Origin of the sequence: Nonomuraea sp. NPDC050547 (genome assembly GCF_044457345.1) — a bacterium.
Lineage (GTDB): Bacteria > Actinomycetota > Actinomycetes > Streptosporangiales > Streptosporangiaceae > Nonomuraea.
The window spans coordinates 1-17,125 of record NZ_JBITGW010000011.1; the positions used below are offsets into that span (position 1 = coordinate 1).

The following is a 17,125-nucleotide window of genomic DNA, read 5'->3' on the forward strand; positions in this document are numbered from 1 at the left end:
CATGGCTGCACTACTACAACACCCAACGACCCCACACAGCCCTCGGCGGCCAGCCACCCATCACTCGACTGACACCAAGTTCATGACCGAGTACAGCTAGAGCCACTCCAGGAACTGGCCGTGCGGGCCCGTGCGCGCCACGGGCTCGCCGTCCAGCGCCAGCGTGAACCCCTCCCGCCCCGGCTCCGCCTCGTTGGAGATCCAGCGCACCGGCAGCCGCCGCATCGTGCGCGCGAACCGCTCACGGTCCTCCCGCGCGAGGTACCAGAGCACGGCGCTGTGGAAGACCACCGTGGTCGCCCCTGACGGCGCCCGCGCGACGAGCTCCTCGATGTGCTCGTTGAGGTCGCCGCGCACGATCAGGGGCCTCGGCTCGGCCCGCGCCAGGTCGAGCGCGGCGCGCAGCCGCGCGAGCCGCTCGTGCTGCTCGGGCCAGACGAGCGCCTCCAGCCAGCGGGTCTGCTCGGGGTCCGTGATGTCGATCGGGTTGAGGTCGATCCCGGCCCGCCAGGCCACGTCCGGCATCCGTTGCGGAAGCGGTCCTCCGGTACGGCAGGCCAGCGTCACCGGGCTCGCGGGCCCGAAGGGCGGATGACCGGAATACTCGTATCGGTATTTATCCGGAAAAAGGCAGAGCCCTGCCGACGCCCCGACCTCGATCAGCGCCAGCGGCTGCGGCAGCCGGGCCAGCAACGGCAGCAGGCTCGCGCACCGGCCCGGCTCGTTGGTCTGGGTGCTGTGGGCCAGCATGACGGCCGCCACCTCGCCCCAGCGGGCGGCGGCCCATTCCCTCAGCCCGCCGTCGACCGGGCCGCCGAGGAAACGGATCGCGGCGAACAGCAGGTTGGGCTGCCGTTTCGGCTCGGGCAGCCCGTCCAGCAGGGCCAGGAAGGCGGTGTCCCCGGCGATCTCCTCACAGCGTGCGGCGTAGGCGGGCGAGTTCCCCTCCGCCTCCGACCGGCCGAAGCTCAGGTAGCGCTCGGCGGTCGTGGACTCCGACATTCCGATCATCCGTCATTGGTACCACTTGGCCGGTTATGGTGGCCGTTGCGGTGGTGCGTGTGTCCGACGTGAGAAGCGACCCCCACGATCGGCCCCCGCCCGCGTCGGCGGGTGGGGGTGGGGCGGCTGGGCCGTGACGTAGGGGGGACTATCGCCCGAAGCAGATCGTACGGCCGGACAGCACCGCCTCGGGTTTGTAGGAGACCTGGTCGACCAGCGCGCCCGCGCCGTCGGTGAGGACCAGCGCGTCGCCCGCGTTGCCGAGCTGGAGCGCGCCGCTCAGCGTCACCTGGTGGACGTCGCCGCCGCCCAGCGTGCCGGACAGGGCGTGGCGGCCGCCCGCGGCGTCGAGCAGCGCCCAGTCCTGCAGGTTGACCGGGCTCGGCGTCGTGTTGATCAGCGTGACGCGCTCGCGGCCCCCGTCGGGGCCCACCGGGTCGGGGAGCGCGGCCACGATGAGGACGTCGCCGATCGCCGCGGGCCTCGGGTGGACGGGCGCGCCGGGCGGAGCCGGGTCGGGGCTGATGATGAAGTCCTCGGGCCAGGCGGTGAGCTGGATCTCGTTCCCGGCCGCGCGTACGACGTCGTGCATATTGCCGTACTCGCCCTTCTGCAGCAGGAAGAGCTGGTCGTCGCGGTTGACCGGGTCTTCACGCAGCCACGCGTCGAAGCCGTCGAACGTCGTGCGGCCCGAGGCCAGATAGGGGACGAGACGGCGGAACAGCTTGGGCCAGATCACCGCCTGCTGCAAGGCCTGGAGGTCGGCGATCTTGGCGCTGCCGTCGGGGTCGCCGGTGGCTCTGGGCCAGATGCCCGCGTTGCCGTCGCGGGCGGTACGCGAGGCCGTGGCCAGGTGCTCGCGCAGGCTCGCGGGCAGGGTGGCGTAGAAGGCCGGGTAGGCCAGGCCGTTCTTGAGCAGGGCGGCGTTGACGGAACGGTCCACACCGGCCTCGTCCAGGAACACCGCCGAGCCGTCCGCGCCCGGATGCTCGCCGGTGAAGGCGAAGGCGATCAGGCGGCCGTTGCCGTCGATGCCGTTCGACAGCACGTGGCCGCGGATCGTGTCCTGGTCGGCCGACTGGACCTTGTTCGGCAGGTCGGGGAAGTAGACGACGTTGGTGAAGCCGAGCAGGCGCAGCAGTTCGTCGCGGGCGGCGTTGGCTCCTAGCAGTTCCTGGTGGGTGTCGCCGAAGTGCGTCTCCAGGGCGTCGATCGCCTCCAGGCGGGTGGAGATGCCGCGGCCGTTGATCTTCGGGGGCGTTCCCGTGGGGCGGGGCAGGCCCTCGACCAGCGCGGGGGCGTCCGGCTTGAACTTGACCGTGTCGCCGTCCGGTTCCGGCCCCTGGCGGGGAAGATCGGGGTAGCGGATGACGAACTCGCCTTTGAGCAGGGTGTAGCTCATGGTGCCCCCTCGACGGGACTGGGTGTCTGACGGGAACGTAACCCAGCCCCGGGCCCATGTCTCGAATTATGCGAGGGTCTCGATGAATGCTGTCAGTTGTTGGACATTTCGACATTCATGCATGGGGATCACCGTGGCGTAGGAGGAGGCGATCGAGTCGCCGGTGTCCCATTGGGCCGTGGGCTCGGGATTGAGCCAGTACGCGTGGCGGGCCCTGGCGGTCAGCGCCTTCAGCGTGTCCAGGGCCGGGGGCTGGTAGTTGCTGCGGGCGTCGCCGAGGATGAGCAAGGACGTCCTGGGTCCTACGGCGTCGCCGTACCGCTCCGCGAAGCCCTCGAAGGCGTGGCCGTAGTTGGTGCGCCCGAACCTGATCATGTCGGACTCGTTGGCCAGCGTGGTCATCGCCTCGACCACGTCCGCGCCGGGGACGAAGAACCTGGTGATCTCGTCCACCCGGTCCACGAAGCCGAACGCGCGTACCTTCGTGAACTGCTCCCTCAGCGCGTAGGTGAGCAACAGCGTGAAATGTGCGAACGACGCCACCGAGTCGCTGGTGTCGCACAACACCACCAGCTCGGGGCGGTGCGGCCGGGGCGGCTTGAACACCATGGTCAGCGGCACCCCGCCGCTCTGCAGCGAGGCCCGGACGGTCCGGCGGAAGTCCAGGCGCCCCCGGCGACCGCGCCGGTGCTTGATCGTGAGGCGCGCCGCCAGCCTGCGGGCCAGCGGATACACCTCCCTGCGCAGCCGTGCCAGGTCCGCCTTGGTGACGCGCAGGAAGTCGATCTGGTCGAGCGGCGGCTTCACGGTGGAGCGGGCGATGCGCTCGACGCCGGAGTCCTCGGCGATGCGGCGCCGGACGTCCGCCGCCACCGCGTCCTGAAATCGCGCGATATTGGCGTTCACCCGCTGCCGGGCCGTCTTCTCGGCGAGCCCGCCGCGTTCCTGACCGGCCAGGACCTCCCGGAGGATGCGCGCCATGAGCGTCTCCGGCGACAGGGCGCGCAGGACGCTGTAGCTGAACCAGTTCTGCCGCCCCGGTCCGGCGGCCTGGCGTCCGAACCGCTCGACCATGGCGCGGGCGAACTCCGCCATCTCCGCGTCGCCGGAGTCGACCAGCAGGCCGGCCAGCCGTTCGCGAGGATCGCCGTCCTGATCAGCCGGGACGTGCAGCCCGCTGATCACCGGCGGAAACCACAGGTCGAACAGCACGTCGAACCCGGCCCGATACCCCGGCTTCTTGATCAGCGTGGTCGCGTAGGCGGCCCGCAGCGCCTCCCGCTGCGACAGATCGATCACCCGCAACGCGCGCGCGGCATCCAGCCCCTCGGCCAGCGACACCGGCACCCCCGCCTCGCGCAACGCGTGCACGAACCCGACATGCCTGTCGACCAGCGACATCAGAGCCCGAGTTCCTTGACCGCCCGCACATGGTCGGAGTTGTGTTTGAGCACCACCCCGAGCGTGGCGGCGACGGTCTCCTCATCCAGTTCGTCCCGCCCGAGCGCCAGCAGCGTCCGCGCCCAGTCCACCGTCTCCGCCACCGACGGCGCCTTCTTCAGCTCCAACGCCCTCAGCGTGGCCACGGTCCGCGCCAGCTGCTCCGCCAGATCCGCCCGGATGGACGGAACCTGGCTGAGCACGATGTCCCGTTCCCGCTCCGGGGTCGGATAGGCGATGTGCAGATAGAGACACCGCCGCTTGAGCGCCTCGGACAGCTCACGCGTCGCGTTCGAGGTCAGCACCACGTACGGCCGGCGGACCGCCGCGATCGTCCCCAGCTCCGGAATCGTCACCTGAAAATCCGACAACAACTCCAGCAGCAGGCCCTCGACCTCGACATCCGCCTTGTCCATCTCATCGATGAGCAGCACCGTGGGCTCGCTCGCCCGGATCGCCCTGAGCAACGGCCGCTCCAGCAGGAACTCCTCGCCGAAGATGTCCTCATCGGTGCTGGTCGCCTGAATCCTGAGCAGCTGCTTCTTGTAGTTCCACTCGTACAGCGCCCGAGCCTCATCCAGCCCCTCGTAGCACTGCAACCTGATCAACGTCGCCCCGGTCGCCTCCGCCACGGCTTTGGCCAGCTGGGTCTTCCCCACCCCCGCCGGTCCTTCTGCGAGCAGCGGCTTGCCGAGAGCGGCGGCCAGGTAGACGGAGGTGGCTATGGAATCGTCGGAGAGGTAGCTGGCGGCGGCGAGCCGCACGGACACATCGGCGGGCGAGTCGAACATAGCGCTCCTGTCGAGGCGGGTAGGCCGAACTTTATTCTAATCGTTGAGGCCGCCCGGTATCGATTCGCGCTTGGTGGGGAGGACCGGTATATTCCTCTCTGCAAGCGCCGCTAGCTCAGTTGGTTAGAGCAGCTGACTCTTAATCAGCGGGTCCGGGGTTCGAGTCCCTGGCGGCGCACCTGCACAGAAACCCCAGCTCAGTACCCTGAGCTGGGGTTTCTCAGTTCTAGGAGAGCCTCGAACCGTCTCTGGTGAGACCGAGGCGCGGCATCGGTTGCTCGCGGGGACTCTCCGGCACGTGGCCCGGGGGCCCCGTCGTCCGGTTTGGCCCCGCACATCAACTCAGACGCCCAGGACGGCCTGGGTATCGCCACGCCGAAAGACCTCTGCGGGCGCCCATGTCCAAGATTCGCTTGCTCGCATTCCAAGTGACGCTGAGATTGCCTGCTGAGCAGAAGCCGGTCGTTCATGGTGACTGCCGTCCTGGCCCGCATCCGGATGGCACCTGGGCTTCGCTGACGCGCACCTGCGTGCACGAGCGCGTGGTCTCTAAATGGAAACCGAAAGGTCAATATCAAGTGTGTGACGCGACCGATTGTTCTGGAAGGCTCTCAACCAGCGGTGCGGCTGCGCGCACATGTCACCGCTTAGTCATGTCGAAGCCTCTCATGTCCTCCTGCCCAAGAACCGCAGGCCTGTCATCACCCTGGAACTGCGACGAGCCTGTGGAGCGCAAATACTCGGCCCACATCGGGTGGTTAGGCGGAAGAACCACGAGCGGACATACTGGTCCAGGTCGCTGAAAGCACAAGGGATCAGCGCAGCGGCCTGCAATGACAGTAGAAGCTGGTTCAATCAGTCGTCGCAGAAATCTGCAGCGATCAGCGGCCACCGTCGAGGCGCGCCACCGACTCGTGACTTCGGCCCTGGTCTTCACCTCCGGGAACACCGCTAATGCTTCGGGAAGTTTATGGCGGTCGTCTGGGTGGGGGGCGGGGGCTTGATGGTCAGCTTTGTGCCCCAGCCCGAGTATCGGATGTCTTCGGCGAAGCCAAACCATCCCTGCCCGTTAGTAGCGCCCTTGAGCGAGCTTTGGTCAGACTCTCGCCACGTGACCCAGGCGCGGCGTACGAGACCATCCTTGCCAATCCACAGGCGCCATTCGATCGGCCATGAGCTGCTTTCGTCTTCACGTTTCGGCCGCAGTTCCGGCCGGACTTCCCACAGCTGCCGAAACGTCATCACCCCCTGGTGGAGGGTCGTGGACACACTGTCATAGGTACCGGAGGGTCGCTCCGACGTCGCGGTGGACAGCACGGCGGCGAGCACGGCCGGCTTGTCCAGACGGAGATCGCCCGCCCCCAGACGCAGATCACACTTCCATGGATAGGTGACCCATTTCTTGCCCTTGGGGTCATTTCCCCATGGCTTGTACTGCCATATGCGTTTGCCGATGCAGATATCGCGGACGCCTTGCATCTGATGGTCCACCAGGTCGGTCGCCATCACCTTGCCATCGCCGAACCCGACAACACCCTTGGTGGGCTTGAAATGGCGCCATCCATCGCCATTGTTGGATGTGTTGTATACGACTACCCGCACACCACGGCCTTTGACCAGCTGGTGCTGGATCGCAGCAACCGGATCGCCAACCGCAGCCACGCTGGAAGCGGGTGCGCCTGGCAGGGCGAATCCGGCCAACGCGAGGGCCATGACCGGTGTCCATCGCCTCATCAGGGGACATTCTCCCTAAGGGTTGAGGGCGGCACTTCCGCCGCCTAAGCCGAAGCGACCAGCGTCGCACGGGTAGGTCACGCCGTGATCACAGCACCGCCTGGTCCTCCAGCAAGAAAAGGCAATCGCATTTGGCGTGCGCTTTCTACGGGACTACAGGCAAGGCGAGGAATTGATAGATGATAAAGATGCCCAAGACGCCTGTGAGAACATGCAGCCAAATCGACTTCGCCGAAGCCAGCACAGCACAGCACCCAGAGTTGGAACACAAGTAAGGAAGAGAACTACGTACCTTGCTGCCGTCAAACCGCGTCCGGGTCGATCGCGGCAGGATATCTGTCGATACCTGCAGGCGAGGTTGAGGCCACCAGAGCCGCGCAATCATGCCATTAGTGTGGTTACTCTTCGGCCGTCGGCACGCCGAAACCATTCGCGGCATTCTGAAAGCGACATTGATTGATGCAGCGATACAAAGGCAACATATTGAGCAACCCCAGCTCAGTACCCTGAGCTGGGGTTTCTTTGTTCATGCCGGTGGGAGCCATCGTCGCACCAGGTCACGGGGGATGGTGGCGTCGACGTGCCACAGCTTGCGGGCCGGGTCCCATTTGGCGCGTGCCCCGGCGTCTCGGGCCAGCTGTTTGAGTTCGTCCTTCTCCTGGCGGGAAACGTCGAGATAGAGGCGTCCGTCGGACACGATGCCCGGGGCGATTCGGTCGTCGTCGGGGGGCTTCGGGGTTGGTGGTGGCCAGGGGCGGGCCGGGCGCTCCATGCGGGCGCGTTCGACGATGTTCCGGACTCGCTGGCAGCAGGTCGGGTCGGTGATCCGCATCATCAGCTCCGTGGGGCCGATGTTGGCCAGGAGATTGAGGGAGCCGTGCCACAGCACGGTCTCGTCGAGGATGAGCACCTTCTCGTGCATACGCTCGCGCAGCGTCACCTGGCACCCGGCGGCGCGCAGTTCGCCGACGAGGTCGTCCCGGCGCGAATCCTGCGACTGGTCGCGGGTGTGGACGGTGACGCCGACACCGGCCTGTACGCGGGGGACGAGGTGACGCAGCCAGGTCCGGACCGGGGCCGGGTCGAGGAAGGCGCAGTAGATCTCGATGGATCGTTCGGCACGGGCGATGTCCCAGGCGACGGCGCGTGGCACCTCGTCGGCGGGGAAGAACGCGGGCCGGGCCAGCTCTTCAGCGGGTAGCCCCGCCAGGTCGGCCGCGCTGCGGAACGGCACGAGGTCGTCCACCGGCAGCCGTTGGGCGTGCCGTTCCAGGTGATCGAGCATGCGGGCGGCTTCGCCGGCCGGGTTGAGCTTGGCGTGGAGGAACCCTGTGTCGGCGACCACGACGAGGTGGTCCTGCGCCCGGCTGAGGGCGACGTTGAGCAGGCGGCAGGTGGAGGAGGAGAGGCCGAGTCCCTCGTAGAAGTAGCCGGCCTTGCTTCCCCCGCCGGCGACGGTGTCGATGATCACAAGCGGGCGCTGGCTGCCCTGGAAACGGTGGACGGTGTCGACCAGCCCGTCGTACTGCTGGCCGAAACGGTAGGTCAGGCTGGCTTGGAGCGCTTTCACCTGCGCCTTGTACGGGGCGATCACGGCCACCCGGCTCGTGGGCCGCTCGTCGGCGGACAGGTCCGTCCATTTGCGAGCCGGCAGGATCCGGTCGTACTGCAGGCCGCGGATGAGTTCGTGGATGACCGCCTCGTGCACGGAGTTGGTGGTGTGCGCGCCGGCGCGGTACTCGGGGTTGGGCAGGCGGCGGGTGGTGGTGTCGATGAGGATGAGCGGCCCGCCCAGGAGCGGGGAGTCGGGAAGGCGGCCGCGATCTGCCCGGCCGGTGCGGAGCGGTGAGTCCGGGTACGCCACGGTGTTCACGATCTCGCAGATCGGCCGGCGCATCCGGTATTGCGTGTCCAGGCAGACCATGCGGGGATCGGCGCGCTGGGCCGTACCGGAGAGGTCGACGAGCCCGGCCAGGCTGAACGGATCGCGATCCATCCACAGCCGGGCATGCTCCTGATCGCCGGGCGCGGCGTCGCGGTCCGAGGAGGCCTTGGTGACCGCGGGCAGTTGCCGGAAGTCGCCGGCGAGGATGAGCCGGCGGGTGGCGAGCCCGGCCGCGCACCATGCCGAGGGGGTGTTGACCATCCCGGCCTCGTCGATGATGACGACGTCGATCGTGTCCATGAGTTTGCGCGACTGCACCGCCTTGGCCACGGTGGTGCCCATGATCCGGCAGTTCGCGCGGACCACGTCAGCGATCTTCCGGAGCTCCTTCTGGAGCCGCGACAGCTGCTGCTGCGCCTGGTCGACGGCGTGCTGGAGCGGGCCACGGGGCGGGATCGCGCGCAGGCGTGCGCGCAGGGCGAGCGTTTCGGTCTCGGCCCTGGCCGCCTCGGCCGCGTGGTGTTGCCGGGCGTCATGAGCGGCGCGGAGTTGCCGGTCGAGGGCGGTCAGCTCGTGCCGGGCCTCCCACAGCATCCGGCCCAGGTGGTCGAGCTTGTCCTGCTTCCGCTTGGCGAAGAGACCGGAGGGCGTGCCGAGGTTGTGGATCTCGCGGTCGATGTCGCCGATCGCGGCCTGCCGTAGCCGGATCTGCTGCTGCAGGGAGCCGGCGTGGCGATCGGCCTCGTCACGCCGGGCGCGGAGGTCCGCGAGCCGGGTCTCCGCCTCCGCCGCCTCGAGGTGTACGGCGAGATCCCGGCGCGCCGCCTCAAGGCGCTCACGGATGCCGGTGATCTGCGCGGTGAGCGCGGTGGACAGCCGTTGCGTGACCCGGATCGGGTCGATCTTGTCGCCGAACGCGTCCGCCAGTGACGCCAGCTCGATCTCCCCCGCACGTTGCACGAGCCCCGCGTCGAAACCCTCCTCGCCCGACAGCAGGGCGCAGATCCGTTCCAGCGCCTGGTCGACGGCCACCTTCGTCGGCGCCACGAACAGCACCCGCAGCCCCTGCCGATAGCAGCCTTCGGCGATACAGCCGACCACGTCGGTCTTTCCGGTGCCCGGCGGGCCCCAGATGAAGGTCAGGTCGCTGCCGAGCGCCTGCTCGACCGCTCGTCGCTGCTGGTCGTTGAGCGCGCGCTCCCGGTACCCGCGGACGAAGCGCTCAGGTGTCGCGCAGCGGTCGATCCGCGGGCGCCCCTGGCCGGTCAGCCAGCCCGTGGTGGTCAGGTTGACCGGGGAGTCGCTCCCGGCGGCCGACTCGAGCCTCTCGGCGACGGCTTCCCATCCGGCCGTCTCGTCCTCGCGTACCTGCACGTTGCCCGGCTGTTCACCGAGGTCGGCCACGGTACGGACCCTGACCCTGCCATCCGGCATACGCTGAACCTCGGCGGGCTCCCAGGCACCACGAGAACGGGACAGGCGGATCAGCTGCCGCTCCCCGGCGAATCTGTCCTTCCACGCCTTGCAGGAGAACAGGTACTCGTGCCGCTCTCCGTGCTTTCCGATCCTGCGGCCGGTCGACAGGGACAGCTTCTCCCCGTCGCCGTCTCCACGCAGCTCAGCGGCGACCTCCAGGCGTACGGCTCGCAAAAGCTCTTCCACGGGGAACGGCTTGCGCTGCGGACCTGTCATCGTGCTCCCGGGGTGAGGAGATCAAGATGGCCGTGCGGATCAGGACCTTACCCATGCCGGGCCCGGCACGCACTCGACCATATGTTCAGGGGCAGAGCGGGTCGGTGTGGGCGCCGTCCGGCACCAGCTTCTTGATCTCGTCGGACTCGGCGGCCAGCTCTCCGTACACCCGGCACAGGTGAGCCAGCTCCGCCTCGACGCCGGGCGAGGGGACCTCGACGGCCTGCGCCGCCATCGCGGCGAGCAGGTCGGCGGCGCTCCGCCCGCCCGAGGGAAGCAGGAGCCCGATCTGGTCCGCGGCGACCAGGGCGAAACCGTCGTCGCCGACCGGGAGCAGGGTCCGCCACGCCATGGGCAGGTGGAGCTGCCCGCCCCGCTGCCCGCCGGGAATCGACCAGCGCGTCACCCGCTGCGCGTCGCTCAACTGGGCGGCGAAGGCCTGCATGTCCTCCAGCGACAGGCTGCTCGGCTGGGCGACCGGGAAGTCGAGCCAGGTGTTGTGGAAGGTGGATCCGGTGGCGTCGAAGGCGGGCGAGCCGACCGACTCCGAGAGGCTCATGTCGTCCAGCCGGGCGATCTGCCGGCCCGTCCCGGTGTCCCAGATCAGGAAGGCCGGCTGCTTCTCACGCTCCTCGAACGCCGCCACCCGGCGTCCGTCCGCGCTCATCGTGACGATGGAGCTCGCCAGGCTCTCGTGCAGCACGGTGGTGGTGCCGTCGGAGGCCAGGCGGAGCAGCCGGTGGCCGGTCGCGTTCTGCTTCCCAGCCTTCGCGTCGGCGGAAAAGACCAGCTGTCCGAGTACGGCCCCGCCGGAGATGAGCCGGAAGAACGAGATCGAGTCGTTGGGGCCCACCTCCAGCGGCACCGCGGGCAGCGCCTTGCCGCCGGAGAGGTCCCAGCGCATCACGCTGCTCTTCCCCGCCCTGGCCGCGACCAGCCCGACGCTCTTTCCCCCCGGATCGACGGAGAGCGGTCCCGGCACGACGTCGCCGGGCAGGACGAGGGCGAAGGCGGTGGCCCTGCGGGCGAGGTCGGTGACCACCAGGCAGACGCGCACCACGGTGAAGGCTTCATGCGCGGTGGGCGAGTCGGGCACCTTGATCACGCATCTCCCGTCGGGCGCCCTGCCGTACGGCGTGACCGTGATTCGGGCGGTGTAGGTGGCGGCGGCGTAGCGGCCGTCGGCGCTGAGGGCGATGTGGTTCGCGCTGTCACCGCCCTCGTCGGGGAGCGTCACCGGGTACGCGGTGCCGTTGCCGAGCTGCCACAGGACGACTCTGCTGTCCGGAGAGCGGGTGAGCAGCGCCCGGCCGTCTGTACTGACTTTTCCGGACAAGCTGCCGCCGGGGCGGGCCTCCCCCTTGAAGGAGACGAGGCCGACCGAGGTGTCGGGGATGATCCGGGCCAGCGGCAGGGCGTCGCCGTACAGCTCGTGGATCTTCTTGCGGGTGTCGGGGGTGTCGCGTGTCCTGTGGGCGCGGATGGCCAGCTGGGCCGCGCCGTAGGGGTCCGTGGCGGCTCGCTGCGTGGCCCGTTCGAGCAGAGTCTGCGCGGCGTTGGCGGAGACCGCGCCGCTGAGCGGGATCCAGACGGCGAGCCCGGCCGCCACCACCACGGCCAGGCCGGCCGCGCGCCGCCGTCTGACGGATCGGCGCCGCCGTACGCTGAGGCCGATGAACTCCCGCTCCTCCTCGCTCAGATCGTCGGGCCGCTCCTTGAGGCGGCGCAGCGCGTCGCCGAGGTCCGCGCCGGCGAGCAACCTGGCGGGGAGGCGGTCGTGCTGCCGCCAGAGCGCGACCCGCCGGCGCAGTGATTCCTGCCAGAGCCGGAATTCGCGGGCTTGTCCGGCGAGTTCCCGCAGCCGGGTCCAGCGCGTGACCAGCGCCTCGTGGACGAGGTCCGCGCGGCGTCCCTCCTCCACGACGACCAGGCGGGAGACGGCCAGGCGTTGCGCGAGCGCCCACTGGGCCGCGTCGAGTTGCTCGCGCGGCGCGCTGCGCCGGGTGATCTCCTGGCCCTCCGGGTCCGGGCGGGTCAGCTGGATGAGCAGGCGCTCGGCGTCCCGCTGTTCGCCCGCGGTCAGTTCCCCCCAGACCTGCTCGGCGAAGCGGTTCAGGCCTTCGCGAACGCCGCCGATCTCTTCGTAGGCCCGGTGCGTCAGCTTCCCGCCCGACTGGCGTTCCCAGAGCTGGGCCAGGGTGAACTGCAGCAGCGGGAGCCGTCCCGGCCCCACCCCGAGGTCGTCCAAGAGCCGGACGGCGAGGCCCCGCTCATAGTCCACCAGCGGGATCCGCGTGATCGGTTCGAGCACCGCGTCACGCAGGCCGCTGGTGGAGAGCTCGCCCACGTTGATGGTGCGCTCCCCAGCCGCGAGCGGTGCGAGCTCCGCGTCGCGCAGGATGGGCGTCAGGTAGTCGGTCCGTAGCGCGGCCAGCACCCCGAGCGCGGAGTTCGGCCGCTCGGCGTGGAGCAGGGCTCGGGCGAAGGCCGTACGCTGCTCCTGCGGTGCGGAGAGCACCTCTTCGAGCTGGTCGACGACCAGGATGAGCCGGGACGCGCCGAGCTGGTCGAGAACCGCGCTGACCAGCTCCGGCATGGCGCCCTGCTCCAGGTGCCCGGCGAGCTCGTCGGCCCTGGTGAGGCGGTCGGCCGGGTCTCCACTGGTCAGCGCGAGGGCGAGCGCGTGCAGCGGGCTCCGTCCCTGTCCCGGCCGGAAGAGGGCGACCGCCAGGCCTTGGAGGCGCGGGATCACGCCCGCCTGGATGATCGAGGACTTGCCCACGCCGGACGGCCCGGTGACCGTCACGACCGGCCGTTCCGCGACGAGCCGGGAGATCCGGCCGACCTCGTCCGAGCGGCCGAAGAAGCTGGCGGTGTGCTCGGGCCCGAACGGCAGCAGTCCGCGGAAGGGCGTGAGCGGACGTACGGCGTCGCGTAACCCCGGCCAGGCCTCCAGCAGCCTGGCGGTGGGGATGAGGTAGCCGCTGCGCCGGCCGCCCGTCCACGCCGCGACCACCATGCCGACGACGTCGCCGCGATCGAGGTGCCAGGCGGGAGTGCCGGAGAACCCGCCTTCTATGGGGAACCGGCTGCCGTCCTCGACGTCGACCTGGAGCCAGCCTTGCGCCTGGGGGCCGCGGAGCACGCCCACGCTCCACACCCCCTGCTCCTTGCCGTCGGGAAAGCCGAGCATGGCGACCCGCTCGTCGAAGGAGGCGTGGTCGACGAGGGGCGCGGGCGCCACGTCCACGTTCCGGCCGAGGCGGAGGACGGCGACGTCGCGTTCCCCGTCCCAGAGCATGATCTCGGCATCGAGCCGGGCGCCACCGGGCAGGAAGGCCACCGGGACGCGGCCCTCCGGCGGGAGATCGACCTCGAACTCGAGACCGGCGGCGAGACTCACCACGTGGGCCGCGGTGATCAGATGCTCGCCGGTCACGGGGAAGGCCGCCCCCACCGGCCGCCCATCCCGATCCAGCACACCGGCCACGCTCGGGGCGCTCGTCCGCATGCGAACCACGCTAAGCCCAAACGGCTTGCCGTACGCTCCCTTCGTGACCTACGTGGAGATACCGCTGGACGGCGGCGGCAGACTGGTCGTCGAGGTCGAGCCCGGGGAAGCCGAGGAGATCCAGCGGGCGGGTCGCGCCGGTCGTGCCCTCCGCCAGGCCGGCAGCACCCTGCAGGCGGCGATCACCAGCGTGACCCCGGCCGTGGAGAGCATCGCGCGCAAGCTGCGCGACATCGAGAACCCGCCGGACCGGCTGGAGCTCACCTTCGGCATCAAGATCTCCGGCGAGGCCGACGTGGCCATCGCCAAGACCTCCTCAGAGGCGCAGTTCCAGGTCGTCCTCGAATGGGGACCGGCCGACTGACCCAGAAAAAACACATTGCCGCAGGTAGGCAATGAAAAGTATGGTCTTACGCTCGTGATCAGAGTAGTGGAACGGGTGCTGCCGGCCCGGCTGGGGACAGGGTTCCGATGGTTGCTCGCGTCGAGCTGGCTGACGAATCTCGGCGACGGGCTCGCCGCGGCCGCCGGTCCGCTGTTGATCGCGACGTTGACCCGCGATCCGCTGATGATCTCACTGTCGGCGCTGGTGGGCTGGGCCCCGCAACTGCTCTTCAGCCTCTACGCCGGAGTGCTGTCGGACCGGTATGACCGGCGCCGGATCGTGATCGTCGCCAACCTGGCCCGCGCGGTGGTGCTCGCGGTGCTCGTCGCGCTCCTGGCCACCGGCACGGTGACGGTGGTGACGGCGCTGATCATGCTGACGCTCAGGGCCGTCGCCGAGGTGTTCGCCGACAACGCGACCGCCACGCTGACCCCGACGATGGTCGACCGGGACGATCTCGTGGTCGCCAACGCCCGCCTGGGCACCGGGTTCATCACGCTCAACCAGCTCGCCGGGCCGCCGATCGGCGCGGCGCTGTTCGCCGTGGGCTACACCTGGCCGTTCGCCAGCCAGCTGCTGCTGGTGCTGGCGGGAGTCCTGCTGGTCAGCCGGATCAGCCTGCCGCCCCACGGCCGGCAGGCCGGAGACCCCAAGCCGGACACGATTCGGGAGCTCGTCGCCGGGTTCCGATGGACCATCGAGCACGCGGCGGTACGCACGCTGGCGCTCACCATCCTGATCTTCAACTTCACGTTCGGCGCCGCCTGGTCGGTGCTCGTCCTGTACGCCCAGGACCAGCTCGGCCTCGGCGACATCGGCTTCGGCCTGATGAGCACCATCAGCGGGATCGGCGGGCTCATCGGCACCGCGCTGTACGGCACCATCACCCGCAGGGTCAGCCTCGGCGCGCTGATGCGGATCGGGCTCATCATCGAGACCCTCACGCACCTGGGGCTGGCCCTGACCCATTCGCCGTGGGTGGCCGGGGGCATCTTCCTGGTCTTCGGCGCGCACGCCTTCATCTGGGGCACCACCTCGGTCACCATCCGCCAGCGGGCGGTCCCGCGTGAGCTGCAGGGCCGGGTGGGCGCCGTCAACACCATCTGCGTCTTCGGCGGCCTGGTGGTCGGTTCCCTGATCGGCGGCATCCTGGCCACCGGCTTCGGGGTGGCGGCGCCGTTCTGGTTCGCCTTCGCCGGCTCCGCGGTGTTCGTGGTGCTGCTGTGGCGCCAGCTCCTGCACATCGCCCACGACTAGGGCTGCCGGAGACGGGCGAGCAGATCGTCGAGGACCTCGCCGAGAGCCGCGGAGTTGGCTTCGGTGAACCAGGTGGTGCGGACGCGTTCGTTGCTCCCGTTCGGGGTCTCGTGGTCGGCCGCGAGTTGACGCAGGGAGCGGGCCTCGTCGCCCAGGCTGCGTCCGACGCCCTGGAAGAGACTGCGGACGTAGCGGTCAGCGACCTCGTCGGGCACGCCGTGGCCGACGGCCCACGACGTGAGCGTGGCGAGGTAGGAGTAGTGGGTGGTCAGCGTCCCCGTCAGGGCGGAGAAGACGTTGAAGGCCGCCTCGTCCTCGACCGGGAGCGCGCCGCCCAGTCGCTCGAACAGCGCGTCCACCTCCGGGTGCGACGGGCACGTCACCGTCACGGAGTCGCGGTCGCGTACGGGCGGCAGCGGGATGGCCCGCACCACGGGGACGTCGGTGCCGAGCATCCGGCGCAGCTCGTCGATGCCGACGCCGGCCATCAGGCTGACCACGATCGTGCCCGCGTCCACCCGCAGGCCGGCCAGCGCCTCCTGCCGGTCGTAGGGGCGTACGGCGATGACGACCAGCTCGGAGCGGTCCACCACGGCCTGGTTGTCATCGCACACGTGCACGTTGTCGTAGGCCGCCGACAGCTCCGCGGCCGTGTGTGCTCCCCGGGGAGAAAGGAACACGTCGGGAGCCCACTCGGACAGGCCCACCACGATGGCCCGGCCGATCTCGCCCACGCCGATGATCCCGATGCGCTTCATGGTGTCTTCCTTACCGGACAGGGTCGGTGAAGGACACTACCAGCGCCACGGCGGCACGTCGGTGCTGGACAGGGCCTCTCCTCCGGCGGCCACGGCGTAGAGCTGTTCCAGCACGGTGTTGGCGGCGAGCCCGGCGGCGCCGGTGATCGATCCGTTCTCCTTCAGAGTCGAGGGGACGATCGGCGGCGCCGGCCGTACCGTGCAGAGCTCGTCGACGTGGCGTCGCAGCGGCTCCAGAAAGGTGTCGCCTGCCCGTGCGTTGCCGCCGCCGACCACCACGACCTCGGGGTCGACGGCCAGCACGAGCGCGGCGATGCCGATCGCGATGACGGCGCTGAAGCGGTCGACCGCCCGCACGGCGTCCTGGTCGCCCTCGGCCGCGGCGGCGAAGACCTCTTCGCGGTTGATCCGGCGTCCGTCGGCGAGCCGTACTTCGTGCAGGTGCTCCTGGGCGTGCTCCCAGCCGAGCTGCGGGAGCGCGCCTATCTCGCCCGCGGCGCCGTTCGCGCCGCGGAAGACGGTCCCATTGAGGACGAGCCCGGCCCCGGTGCGATTGCCCGAGTGCACGTAGATCATCGAGCTCGCCTCGGTGGCACTGCCCTTCCAGGCTTCGGCGAACGCGGCCAGGTTGGAGTCGTTGTCCACCGCGATCGGGCATTCGAAGTGTGGCTCCAGGGCCGCGCGCACGCTGAAGCCGCCCCAGCCCTCGGCGCCCTTGGTGATGATGTCCCGGTACACCACAGCGGGTACGGCGACGCCGATCGCCCACACATCGGGCCGGGCCCGCCCCTGCTCGGCGAGAAGGCGGTCCACCACCCCGAGCGCGTCGGCCATCAGCGCGCCGGGTGGGTCAGCGGCGGAGGCCGCGACCGATCCGCTGGTCAGCACCTCGCCGTTGAGGTCGGCGAGTTCGGCCCTGGTGGTGTGCCGGCCGATGTCGATGCCGACCACGACCGCCGCCTCGGCGCGGAAGCGGTAGCGGGTGGCCGGGCGGCCGGCGCCGGTGGGCGCGAGCGGTTCCACCTGCCCGGCCCAGCCGAGCGTGACCAGGTTGGCCACCACGGAGTCGGCGGCGGTCTTCGACAGCCCGGTGACCTGGGCGATCGTCGGGATGGTGAGGGGCTCCTGCCGGATGGCCTCGATCACGGCCAGCGAGTTGAGCCGGCGCAGCCGGGCCAGTCCGCCGGCACGGCGCAGGGGGCTCTCCTCGCGTCCGATCAGCACACTCATACCTCTAAATCCTCCCGCACGACGTAGGCCACGGCGAC

Annotated in this window: 12 protein-coding genes and 1 tRNA gene; 4 read left to right on the top strand and 9 right to left on the bottom strand. The window is 69.7% G+C overall.

Annotation, left to right across the window (positions count from 1 at the left end; translation table 11 throughout):
- The coding region (locus tag ACIBHY_RS26670) for an integrase core domain-containing protein (protein ID WP_397251324.1) at positions 1 to 86 on the top strand (86 nt) is incomplete at its 5' end.
- 10 nt (positions 87 to 96) lie between these two features.
- Here ACIBHY_RS26670 and ACIBHY_RS26675 read toward each other — a convergent pair.
- From ACIBHY_RS26675 to ACIBHY_RS26690, 4 genes are all read right to left on the bottom strand, one after another.
- The gene (locus tag ACIBHY_RS26675) at positions 97 to 1,011 is read right to left on the bottom strand and encodes a DUF2332 domain-containing protein (protein WP_397308021.1); all 915 of its coding nucleotides are present in this window, start codon (positions 1,009 to 1,011) and stop codon (positions 97 to 99) included.
- Between the two features lie 139 nt (positions 1,012 to 1,150).
- A complete protein-coding gene (locus ACIBHY_RS26680) occupies positions 1,151 to 2,404 on the bottom strand; it encodes a lamin tail domain-containing protein (RefSeq protein WP_397308022.1) in 1,254 nt (417 codons plus the stop codon).
- Positions 2,405 to 2,470: 66 nt separating this feature from the next.
- Positions 2,471 to 3,805 (bottom strand): VWA domain-containing protein, encoded by a 1,335-nt coding sequence (locus ACIBHY_RS26685; protein WP_397308023.1) that lies wholly within the window; start codon positions 3,803 to 3,805, stop codon positions 2,471 to 2,473.
- On the bottom strand, positions 3,805 to 4,635 hold the full coding sequence (locus ACIBHY_RS26690) for an AAA family ATPase (protein ID WP_397244627.1): 831 nt from the start codon (positions 4,633 to 4,635) through the stop codon (positions 3,805 to 3,807). The genes ACIBHY_RS26685 and ACIBHY_RS26690 overlap by 1 nt, the downstream gene beginning before the upstream one ends.
- Before the next feature lie 104 nt (positions 4,636 to 4,739).
- On the opposite strand from ACIBHY_RS26690, the gene ACIBHY_RS26695 reads away from it, so the two are divergent.
- Positions 4,740 to 4,813 (top strand) — tRNA-Lys (locus ACIBHY_RS26695).
- A gap of 773 nt (positions 4,814 to 5,586) precedes the next feature.
- Here ACIBHY_RS26695 and ACIBHY_RS26700 read toward each other — a convergent pair.
- The 3 genes from ACIBHY_RS26700 to ACIBHY_RS26710 all read right to left on the bottom strand — a co-directional run bounded on the left by ACIBHY_RS26700 (position 5,587) and on the right by ACIBHY_RS26710 (position 13,457).
- On the bottom strand, positions 5,587 to 6,348 hold the full coding sequence (locus ACIBHY_RS26700) for a hypothetical protein (protein WP_397308024.1): 762 nt from the start codon (positions 6,346 to 6,348) through the stop codon (positions 5,587 to 5,589).
- A gap of 547 nt (positions 6,349 to 6,895) precedes the next feature.
- The gene (locus ACIBHY_RS26705) at positions 6,896 to 9,946 is read right to left on the bottom strand and encodes an AAA domain-containing protein (RefSeq protein WP_397308025.1); all 3,051 of its coding nucleotides are present in this window, start codon (positions 9,944 to 9,946) and stop codon (positions 6,896 to 6,898) included.
- An 85-nt stretch (positions 9,947 to 10,031) separates the two neighbouring features.
- Positions 10,032 to 13,457, bottom strand: a complete 3,426-nt coding sequence (locus ACIBHY_RS26710) for a trypsin-like peptidase domain-containing protein (protein WP_397308026.1) — start codon at positions 13,455 to 13,457, stop codon at positions 10,032 to 10,034.
- A 43-nt stretch (positions 13,458 to 13,500) separates the two neighbouring features.
- On the opposite strand from ACIBHY_RS26710, the gene ACIBHY_RS26715 reads away from it, so the two are divergent.
- Complete coding sequence (locus ACIBHY_RS26715; protein ID WP_397244635.1) at positions 13,501 to 13,821, top strand: CU044_2847 family protein; 321 nt, start codon at positions 13,501 to 13,503, stop codon at positions 13,819 to 13,821.
- A gap of 54 nt (positions 13,822 to 13,875) precedes the next feature.
- Positions 13,876 to 15,099 carry an MFS transporter gene (locus ACIBHY_RS26720; protein ID WP_397244637.1) on the top strand — a complete coding sequence of 408 codons (1,224 nt, stop codon included), beginning with the start codon at positions 13,876 to 13,878 and terminating at the stop codon, positions 15,097 to 15,099.
- On the opposite strand, the gene ACIBHY_RS26725 is transcribed toward ACIBHY_RS26720, so the two are convergent.
- Positions 15,096 to 15,857 carry an NAD(P)-binding domain-containing protein gene (locus ACIBHY_RS26725; protein ID WP_397308027.1) on the bottom strand — a complete coding sequence of 254 codons (762 nt, stop codon included), beginning with the start codon at positions 15,855 to 15,857 and terminating at the stop codon, positions 15,096 to 15,098. The genes ACIBHY_RS26720 and ACIBHY_RS26725 overlap by 4 nt on opposite strands.
- Before the next feature lie 36 nt (positions 15,858 to 15,893).
- Positions 15,894 to 17,087, bottom strand: a complete 1,194-nt coding sequence (locus ACIBHY_RS26730; protein ID WP_397244641.1) for an ROK family protein — start codon at positions 17,085 to 17,087, stop codon at positions 15,894 to 15,896.
- Between the last annotated feature and the right edge of the window lie 38 nt (positions 17,088 to 17,125).